Source organism: Streptomyces sp. NPDC001156 (assembly GCF_053598275.1).
Genome location: NZ_JBSFJX010000347.1, coordinates 1 through 5,287, shown reverse-complemented (window position 1 = coordinate 5,287; position 5,287 = coordinate 1). Strand labels below are relative to the sequence as shown.

4 protein-coding genes and 2 pseudogenes are annotated in these 5,287 nt (G+C 67.5%); 3 read left to right on the top strand and 3 right to left on the bottom strand.

The genetic code is table 11. From position 1 onward, the window contains the following. A partial coding sequence (locus ACWDA7_RS49865; protein WP_450614479.1) for a PAS domain-containing protein occupies window positions 1-1,301 on the bottom strand: 1,301 nt, incomplete at its 3' end. Window positions 1,302-1,602: 301 nt separating this feature from the next. Continuing rightward, entirely contained in the window at window positions 1,603-2,385 is a 783-nt protein-coding gene (locus ACWDA7_RS49860) for a hypothetical protein (RefSeq protein WP_450614477.1), read from the bottom strand. 95 nt (window positions 2,386-2,480) lie between these two features. Between ACWDA7_RS49860 and ACWDA7_RS49855 the strand changes: the two are divergent. From ACWDA7_RS49855 to ACWDA7_RS49845, 3 genes and pseudogenes are all read left to right on the top strand, one after another. After that, window positions 2,481-2,615 (top strand): annotated as a pseudogene (locus ACWDA7_RS49855) (NERD domain-containing protein); the annotation flags it as partial. Window positions 2,616-2,744: 129 nt separating this feature from the next. Then, entirely contained in the window at window positions 2,745-3,152 is a 408-nt protein-coding gene (locus tag ACWDA7_RS49850) for a hypothetical protein (RefSeq protein WP_450614475.1), read from the top strand. Between the two features lie 387 nt (window positions 3,153-3,539). Then, complete coding sequence (locus tag ACWDA7_RS49845) at window positions 3,540-4,469, top strand: phosphotransferase family protein (RefSeq protein ID WP_450614473.1); 930 nt, start codon at window positions 3,540-3,542, stop codon at window positions 4,467-4,469. 18 nt (window positions 4,470-4,487) lie between these two features. Here ACWDA7_RS49845 and ACWDA7_RS49840 read toward each other — a convergent pair. Then, a pseudogene (locus ACWDA7_RS49840) lies at window positions 4,488-5,287 on the bottom strand (hypothetical protein); the annotation flags it as partial.

Genomic DNA, 5,287 nt, shown 5'->3' with positions numbered 1-5,287 from the left:
TGCAGGGGGTCGCCGGGCGGCAGAGCCGCGCGTTCCTGAGCCAGGCTGATGGCGGTGTCGTTGAGGCGTGCGAGGAGTTCGTCGGGTTCCAAGTCGAGTGTGGCCAGGGAGTGGTGGACGGTCCGTAGCTGTCCCAGGGTGGTGGCCGCGTGGATGCCTTGGCCGGCGCACTCGCCGACCACCAGAGCGGTGCGGGCGCCGGACAGGGCGAAGGTGTCGAACCCGCCGCCTCCACCTGCCTCGGAGGGCACGTGCAGGTACGCGGTTTCCACGGTGGTCAGCGACGCCGGACGGGGAGCCAGCACGTGGCGCTGGATCGTCGAGGCGATGGCGTGCTCGCGGGTGTAGCGGCGGGCGTTGTCGATGCTCAGCGCGGTGTGAGCGGCCAGTGCGAGGGCGAGAGTGACATCGTCCTCGTCGTAGACGTCCGCCTGGTCGGTGCGGTACAGGCTCATCAGGCCGAGCACGGTTCCACGCAGCGTCAAGGGTGCAGTGATCAGGCTGTGGGCACCGGATGCGCGGATTGCCTCGGCGCGCGGCGGGACGGCGGCCAGCCAGGGCGTGTTGGGGCCCAGGGCGACGAGACGGGGCTTGAGGTCGGCCAGCGTCTGGGCGTACGGCGTCGGCAACGGCAGAGCGCGCACGTCACCCACCGGATGTGCCTGAATCTGCTCCTTGGCGCCGCTGTGGCCGACGGCGGCACGCCGCAGCGGTATCTCCCGTTCCAGAGGGCTCGGCGGAGGGTCTTCGCCGCGTATCACCGCGTCCACCACTTCCACCACGGCGACGTCGGCGAGGTCAGGCACCACCGCCTGCACCAGTTCCTCGCAGGTGGCCACCACGTCGAGGGTCTGTCCCACCTGCTCGCGCACCGAGCCGAGGACACGCAGACGGGCGCGTACCTTTTCGCGTTCGGTGACATCCAGCATCTCCGCCAGTACCCCCCATATCCTCCCCTGCGAGTCCTCCAGGCGAGATGCCGAGACGGAGAACAGGTACTCCGGGCCCGGCGCGCTCTTCGGACGCACCGCCACCAGTTGCCCCCGTGCGGGAGCGCCGCTCTCCAGCACGCCGTGCAGCATTGCCTCCACGTCACCGGGTGCGGAAAGGTCGTATACGTCGGTGACGTGCCGGCCGATGATCTGTCGCGGGGGCGCTTCGTGCAGAACCGGCCTGATGAGGTGGATTCGTAGGATGCGCAGTTCCGTGTCCAAGATCAGCAGGCCTATAGGGCACTGGTCGAACAGAGCTTCCAGCACTTCAGCACCCTCGACGGGCGAGATGGCTTCGTTTCGCGCCACGACAACCCACCTCCACTGTCCAGCCTGTGCGCCGCTCCCTCGCTTCGCGAGACGTGTCGGACGTCAGGGGTCCAGATGTGGGTCTGGGTGGCCGGCCTGCTCGGCTTGGGTCGTCATCTAAGGAGGCGGGAGGCAGTGAGACCGGCTCCCGCCCTCTCGTGTCGGCATCCGCCCTGGTCAGCTACCGAATTCGGTACGTGTTCGGGCGAGTGCCCCGGCAGGCCGGGCCGGGCTGAAGCTGCGAGGCGTGGTGGCAGGCAGTCCGGCTGCTTGCATTGCCGCCGGCGGCTGCCCCGCGGCACTAGGTCCTGGGGTGGTCGGTGTCCGGCGTCGTGTCTGATTCCGTTTGCCGCCTGGTACGCACCACCACTCTCACAGTGCCCGCCAGCAAGCCCGCTGCGAGCAGCCCGATCACGATCGAACCCTGTCGGATTCCGTCGGCGTCGCGTCCGTCGAGGTATGCAATGTGGCGGACCTCGGTGGGGTGCGCCGGGTTGTAGACGACGGGTATGCGCGTTCCTGGCATCGCCTCGGTTGCTGAGCTGACCGCGACATCGATATCCGCGCGTACGGGGCCGGACGGTGTGCCAAAGCGTACGGTCACGCTGGTCGCCCGGCTGTCCTCCGACCGGCTGGTGATCTCGACTACGGTTGCGTCCGTCCTGTGGCCCCGGTCCCGGAGATTCGCCAGCATCTGGTACTCCTGACCAGCCTTCCATCCCATGCCTCCGGCAATGGTGGCGGCTATCAGGAAACCCATGGCGATCGTTCGGGTCTTGGCCCAGCGGGGGGCCAGCAGCCATGATTCCGGACCGAGCCGCAGCAGCCCTGCCATGAGCTGGGCCAGCGGAGATAGATGGCCGGCCCCGGGATGAGCCCAGCCCCGGCGGCGTACCAGCAGCCAGGAGACACCGTTCGCTGCGGCCAGCGCCACCGCCCAGCCGAGAACGTAGAGCCACAGCGGTCCGAGCGGCCCGAATGCCATCCACACCACGATGGCCACGACGATCGCCAGGGCCCCCAGCCCAAAGGGGGGGACGTAATCATCCCGGTCGCCGCTCAGGGCGGACTTGCGCTCGTCCATGTGCGCCTCCACACCCGTTACGAGATGAGACTCGCCGGCTGCTGCGCTGGTTTCAGTAGTATCACCCGGCCGTCCCGCGTCAGAAGCCTCGGCCGACGCAGCTCGATGTCCGGGTGTATCAGGAGCGCCAGGTATCGGCACTCGCTCCGCTCTCAGGCGTTCTCACGGCCGACCAGGTGGAGCAGGTGTACAGCGTTGCTCGCCATCGCCAGGCTTGGAACCAGGCCTGAGCCGGGCATCCCGATGGGGTGCCGGCCGTTCCCACGGGAGCCATGGGCGGCCCCGCACGACTTGAGTGTCCCTCTCCGGCGCTATTGTTCCGTCGCCTTTTTCCCTTACCCCTCCGCAGAGGAGTGCCGGTGCGCAGGGTTGCTTGCATCGCCCTCGGTCTGGCCCTGATCGTCGAGGCCATCTGGCTGTTTGTTCTGCTCGCCGGGACCACTGTTATCGCTGTGGCCTTCCCCCGTGAACCTGACCGCCCCGGCCCTACGTGGATGACCTATGTCTCCTTCGCTCTGGCGCTGTTCTGGGTCGTCGCATGCCTTTGCGGCGCTTCCCGGGCCTTCGCCCGTGCTTACCGTCGGCCGACCGCGACCTGGTCTCTGGACTTCCTTTTCCTCGCCCTCGGCCACTTCGCCGCCACCGTCCCGACGGCAACCGACGGCCTCCCGCTCGTGGCTCTCGCTGAACTCGCGTTCGCGCTTCTTCTCCTTCTGGCTGCCCGGCCTTCGCGCTCCCAGGCCTCGACGCCTACCAGCATCCGGTAGGTCCAGAACACCGGGGTGCTGTGGACCGACCGTCCAGCGACGTCGTGGCTTTCTGGACCTCACCTGCGCCGATGCCCCAAGATCCCGTCCACAGCTCGTCCACGGACCCGACATAGGGCCGCTTTCGGCGGCATAGCGCTGCACAAACACGAAGACCCCGGCCTCAGCGTTTCCGCTGGTGACGGGGTCTTTGGGCACCTCATGCAGGGTGCCCCCGGCAGGATTCGAACCTGCGCACACGGCTCCGGAGCCCAGGTGAGACCGAGAGGCCTATAGGGCCCTGAGCTGCGGGGGAGGGATTGGCTCGGGCCCCGCTGAGCAAGATCATTACGCCCCTATTACGTGGGCGGCCTGTCGGGCGGTCGGTACGGCCCGTATGGTCGAAGCATGATCTCGGGCAGCAGCGGGGGACCGGACGGCGGCGGCGTGGAGTTTACGGCGGAGGGCCTGGCGCCCGTTCTCCGGGAGGTATGTGCGACGGCGGGACTCGACCCCCGTGGCGCCGAGCTGCTGCGGCTCGGCTCGAACGCGGTCTATCGCCTGACGTCGTTACCCGTCATCGTCCGCATCGCGCGTGATCCGTCGGTGCTCGCCGAGATGGAACGGGCCGTGAGCGTGGCCCGGTGGCTTGAGACGCAGGACTTCCCGGTCACGCGCGTGCCGGCGTCGGTTGCGCAACCGCTGGTCGTCGGCGGCCTGGTGATCACCTTCTGGGAGAGCGTCCAAGAGCACGAGGAGTATGCGACGGTTGGCGAGCTGGCCGATCTCCTACGGCGCTTGCACTGGCTTGAGGAACCTGAATCTCTGGGCCTGCCGTACTTCGACCCGCTGGCCAAGCTGGCGGCGTCCCTCGACGGCCTGGACGGCATCTCGGGGGAGGACCGGACGTTTCTGGAGGAGCGAGCGGCGACGCTCGCCAAGGATTACGACCGGCTGGACTTCGTCCTTCCCTTCGGCATGATCCACGGTGACGCCAGCATCGGGAACATCCTCCGCCATCGGGACGGGCACGCTGTGCTCATCGATCTGGACGGCTTCGCCCTCGCCCCACGCGAGTGGGACCTGATCCAGACGGCGATCTTCTACGACAGGTACGACTGGCATACAAAGGCGGAGTACGCCGAGTTCGTGCACCGGTACGGCTTCGACCTGATGAACTGGCCGGGCTACGAAACGCTCGCTGACCTACGTGAGCTGATGATGGTTGCCTGGCTCGGCCACCAGGTCACGACGAGTGAGCGGTCTGCCGCCGAATTCGCTCGGCGAGTGCGGTCCCTCCGCACCGGGGACGGCCGAGACGAGTGGGGCCCGTTCTGAACGCGCGGCGACCTGCGCTCAGACACCGACATGATCGCCCGAGGCAATCCACAGCCTGTGCTCTCTGACCTGCTCGGTGAAGGTCTGCACGTCCATGCTGTCGTCAGCCGCTGCGAGATTCTGCCGGAACTCGGCAAGGTAACTGACGCATCGTGCCGACTTGAGTTGCTCGCCCAGGTCAAGCGCATCGAGCGCCACCCGACAAGCCTCCTCGACGTCTCCGGCGCGTAGGTGGGCGTCGGCCAGAACCATGGTCGCGAAGAAGTCGCTCCGTACGTGGCTGCCGCTCATGGCGTTCTCGGCGTGGGCGACGGCCTGCTGAGCGCTGTTGACGTCACGGAAGCAGTGGGCGGCCTCTGCGGCAAGCTCGGCTTCGTCGAAATAGGTGATCCATTCGGGCTCGTCGTCGCTGTTGCGGCTCTCCAGCGCTTTCGTGGCGGCACTCAAAGCGGCTTCGCAGGCCCGTACGTCGCCGGTCCGGGCAAGAGCGCGGGCCTCCATCGCGTGGAACTGGGCACGGAGCGTCGGCGTGGCCACGGGAGAGATGCCCATGAGAGCCGCGCGGGCGAGCGTCGCGGCCTGCGTGTAGCGACCGAGGAACGTCGCCTGATGGCTCATGGCGGACAGGATGCTTCCGGCGAGCCGGCGGTCATTGGCGTCCTGAGCCAACCGGAGAGCCTGGAGGAAATACCGCTGTGCCAAACCGTGGCAGCAGGCGTCGTAGCGGAACCTGTCAAAGTGATCAAGGCAGGTAGATCGTTTTAACGTTGTGTCGGGATCAGTGGGCCGGCTGGTGCCGGCTTGTTGATCCAGGCCGC

Excerpts from the sequence above, each read along its gene's own strand:
- ACWDA7_RS49860 (WP_450614477.1), bottom strand. The coding sequence starts at position 2,385 with ATGGACGAGCGCAAGTCCGCCCTGAGCGGCGACCGGGATGATTACGTC.
- ACWDA7_RS49845 (WP_450614473.1), top strand. The coding sequence starts at position 3,540 with ATGATCTCGGGCAGCAGCGGGGGACCGGACGGCGGCGGCGTGGAGTTT.